This is a genomic window from Streptomyces sp. BRA346 (assembly GCF_052851135.1).
Window position 1 is genome coordinate 1 of record NZ_JAIWIH010000161.1, and the last position, 1,644, is coordinate 1,644.

Annotated in this window: 1 protein-coding gene; it reads left to right on the top strand. The window is 71.3% G+C overall.

Translation table 11 applies throughout. From position 1 onward, the window contains the following. Nucleotides 1-1,644 (top strand): SDR family NAD(P)-dependent oxidoreductase (locus LCH29_RS43910; protein ID WP_446467279.1); only part of this gene is annotated, 1,644 nt, incomplete at both ends.

The following is a 1,644-nucleotide window of genomic DNA, read 5'->3' on the forward strand; positions in this document are numbered from 1 at the left end:
GCCGCCAAGGGCCGCAAAACCAAGACCCTGACCGTCAGCCACGCCTTCCACTCCCCCCTGATGGACCCCATCCTCGAACCCTTCACCCAGGCCATCACGAACCTCACCTACCACCAACCCACCCTCCCGCTGCTGAGCAACCTCACCGGGGAACCCGCCGATGAACGCATCGCCACCCCCGGCTACTGGGCCCAACACATCCGCCAACCCGTCCACTTCCACCCCGCCATCACCCACATCGCCCCCGAGACAGGCGTCTTTCTGGAGCTGGGCCCGGACCCGGTCCTCGCCACCGCGACGCAGCACACACTCAGCCACACCACCACGGACACCGACCGGCCCACCCCCCTGGTGACGGCCACCCTCACCCGCAAACAACCCGAGACCCACGCCTTCGCCACCGCCCTCGCACGACTCCACACCGCCGGGGCCGACGTCGACTGGACGCCCTGGTACCCCGCCAGCCCGGCCCCGCGCACCGTCGAACTCCCCACCTACGCCTTCCAACATCAACGGTTCTGGCTCGCCCCACCCGCTCGCCGTACCGACGGCAACGACGCGCAGCATGACCCGGCCGAGGCGCAGCTGTGGGGCGCCATCGAAGCGCAGGATGTGGACGCCCTCACCAGCACACTGCACCTGGAGAAGAACAGCTCCGACCTCGATGCCCTGCTCCCCGCCCTCCCCCTTCTCTCGGCCTGGCGGCGACGGCACCGGGAACACTCCACCATCGACGCGTGGCGCTATCGGATCGCCTGGGGCCGCCTGCCCGACGCGGCCGCCACTCCTGTCCTCAACGGCACCTGGCTGCTCCTCGTCCCCTCCGGCCTGGCCGACAACCCGGTCGTCCAAGCCGCCGCCCAGGCGCTCGATGCCCATGGTGCGGCGCGCGAGACGCTCACCATCGACACCGCCACCGCCCATCGCGAGGCCCTCACCCAACAGCTCACAGACGTACGTACCGCGCCCGTCGGTGTGCTGAGCCTCCTCGCCCTGGAGGAGAGCCACCACCCGGATCACCCGGCCGTTCCCATGGGGCTGGCCGCGACCATGGCCCTCGTCCAGGTGCTCGATGACCTCGGGTGGCCCGCAACCCTGTGGTGCCTCACCCAGGGCGCCGTGGCGGCCGTCCCCTCTGATGCGCTCCCCCATCCGCACCAGGCACAGGTCTGGGGCTTCGGCCGGGTGGCCGCGCTGGAACACCCCCAGCTCTGGGGCGGTTTGATCGATCTGCCCGACACCCTCGATGCCCGCACTCCCGGCCGTATCGCCGGGCTGCTCACGCCCGGGCAGCCCGAGGATCAGGTGGCGATCCGTTCGGCCGTCCTGGGCCGCCGTCTCGAGCACGCGCCCGCCACCGACGCCCTGACGGTCCCCTGGCAGCCGACCGGAACGACGCTCATCACCGGCGGCACCGGCGGGCTCGGCGCCCACATCGCCCGCTGGCTCGCCCGCAGCGGCGCACCCCACCTCCACCTCACCAGCCGCACCGGCCCCGATGCCCCCGGTGCCACCGAACTCACCCAAGAACTCACCGACCTCGGTACCACCGTCACCATCACCGCCTGCGACGTCTCCGACCGCACCGCCCTCCACCACCTCATCCGAGCCATCCCCACCGAACACCCCCTCACCACCGTCATC